At 70.3% G+C, this 2,187-nt stretch carries 2 protein-coding genes; both read left to right on the top strand.

Translation table 11 applies throughout. The features are described 5' to 3' along the window. On the top strand, positions 1–481 hold a 481-nt coding region (locus tag NS355_RS17580; protein WP_244489743.1), incomplete at its 5' end, for an ATP-binding protein. Between the two features lie 13 nt (positions 482–494). Next, the gene (treF, locus tag NS355_RS17575) at positions 495–2,057 is read left to right on the top strand and encodes an alpha,alpha-trehalase TreF (RefSeq protein WP_058746857.1); all 1,563 of its coding nucleotides are present in this window, start codon (positions 495–497) and stop codon (positions 2,055–2,057) included. Positions 2,058–2,187: the final 130 nt, after the last annotated feature.

Raw genomic sequence — 2,187 nt, 5'->3', positions numbered from 1 at the left:
CGCGCGCGCGCGGGTGCAGCTGGGCACCAGTCGCGCCGCAACGCCGCTGCGGCCGGCGATGGACGACCTCGCCGACGCCATCGCGCGCATCCATGCCGATCGGGCGGTGCACATCACCACCGACATCGCCGACGATCTGCCGGTCATGATGGACGCGCAGGACCTGGATGAGGTGGCGGGCAATCTGGTCGACAATGCCGCCCGCCATGCCCGCAGCACCGTGACGATCACCGCGATGGCCGAGGGACGCCACATCCGGCTGAGTGTCACCGATGACGGCCCCGGCATCCCGGAAACCGACCGACTCCGCGCGACGCAGGCGGGGGCGCGGCTGGACGAGCGCGGCGACGGGCATGGCTTCGGCCTGGCGATCGCGCGCGAACTGGCCGAATTGCATGGCGGCACGCTGATGCTGGACGAAGCGCCGGGCGGAGGACTGTCCGCCACCGTCCTGCTGCCCCGCGCGGTGCGAACCGAATAATCAGGAGAGGATGATGATCGCCAACCGCTTGCGCCCGCTGGTCCTGCTGCCCGCGCTCGCCCTGCTGCTCCAGGCGCAAAACGCGCCACCCTCCCCCGCCGATATCTACGGCCCGCTCTTCGGTGCGGTGCAGGAGGCGCAGGTTTTTCCCGACGGCAAGACCTTTGCCGACGCGGTGCCGCGCCAGGACCCGCAAGCGATCATGGCCGCCTATGCCCGCGAAAAGCCGGTCGGCAAGGCGGCGCTGACCACCTTCGTCCGCCGCCATTTCTCGGTGCGCGGCGATGCGCAGGCCAGGCCGCCCTTGCGCGAGCGCATCCGCGCGCTCTGGCCGATCCTGGGCCGCGCGCCCTTCGCCCCGGTGGCGGGATCGTCGGCGCTGGGTCTCGACCATGGCTATGTCGTGCCGGGCGACCGGTTCCAGGAGATTTATTATTGGGACAGCTATTTCACCATGCTGGGCCTGAAGGCGGACGGTCAAGCCCCGCTGATCGAGGCGATGCTGGCCGATTTCGTCGATCTGGTCGAGCGGTACGGCCATGTCCCCAACGGTACGCGCACCTATTATCTCAGCCGCTCGCAGCCGCCCTTCCTGGCGCTGATGATGGACCTGTCGGACAATCGCGATCCCGTACTGGCGAAGCGGCGGCTGGCGGCGCTGGTTCGCGAGCATGCCTACTGGATGGCTGGGGCAAGCTGCCTCGATGCCGCTGGTGCCTGCGCGCATGTCGTGCGGATGCCCGATGGCAGCCTGCTCAACCGCTATTGGGATGCGCGCGAAAGCCCGCGCGACGAAAGCTGGCGCGAGGACCGCGAAACCGCCGCCAGGGCCGCGCCGCGAGCCGCTGGCGTCGTCCAGCGCGACCTGCGCGCGGCGGCGGAATCGGGCTGGGACTTCAGCTCGCGCTGGCTGGCCGATCCGATGCGGCTGGAGACGATCCATACCACCGACATCGTGCCGGTCGATCTCAACAGCCTGTTGTGGATGGCCGAAACCCGCATCGCCGCACGGGCGACGGCGGCCGGGGATGCGGCGACGGCGCGGCGCTTCGGCGACCTTGCGGCACGGCGAAAGGCCGCGATCGACCGCTATCTCTGGGTGGCGGGCGAAAAACGCTATGCCGACTGGGATCGGGTGACCAAGCGGCCCACACCGGCGAAGACCGCCGCATCGCTCTTGCCCTTGTTCGCCGGGTTGGCCAGCGCGGACCAGGCGCGTGCGGTCGCCGCCACCACCCGTGCCACGCTGATCGGCGAAGGCGGCCTGCGCACCACGGGCCTGCGCACCGGCCAGCAATGGGATGCGCCCAATGGCTGGGCGCCGCTGCAATGGATCGCGGTCGAGGGGCTGGGGCGGTACGGCGAACAGGCGCTGGCCAAGGACATCGCCCGCCGCTGGGTCGCGACCGTCGCGCGCACCTATGCCGAGACGGGCAAGCTGCTGGAGAAATACGATGTCGAGGAGCGCAAGCCCGGCGGCGGCGGGGAATATCCGACGCAGGACGGCTTCGGCTGGACCAACGGCGTGACGGCGGCGATGCTGGAGCGGTGGCCGGATTTGGGGGCGTCCGACTAGGTGTCAGTACCCGCTGCCCTTCTTCTCCCCTCCCGCAGGCGGGAGGGGCCGGGGGAGGGCAAAGCCGCAAGCGACGGTCTCGGTGAGACTCACGCCCTCCCCCCAACCCCCTCCCGTCTGCGGGAGGGGG

Source organism: Sphingomonas yabuuchiae (genome assembly GCF_001477495.1).
GTDB classification, from domain to species: domain Bacteria; phylum Pseudomonadota; class Alphaproteobacteria; order Sphingomonadales; family Sphingomonadaceae; genus Sphingomonas; species Sphingomonas yabuuchiae_A.
The sequence above is the reverse complement of the archived record's forward strand: the minus strand, read 5'-3'. Positions and strand labels throughout refer to the sequence as shown.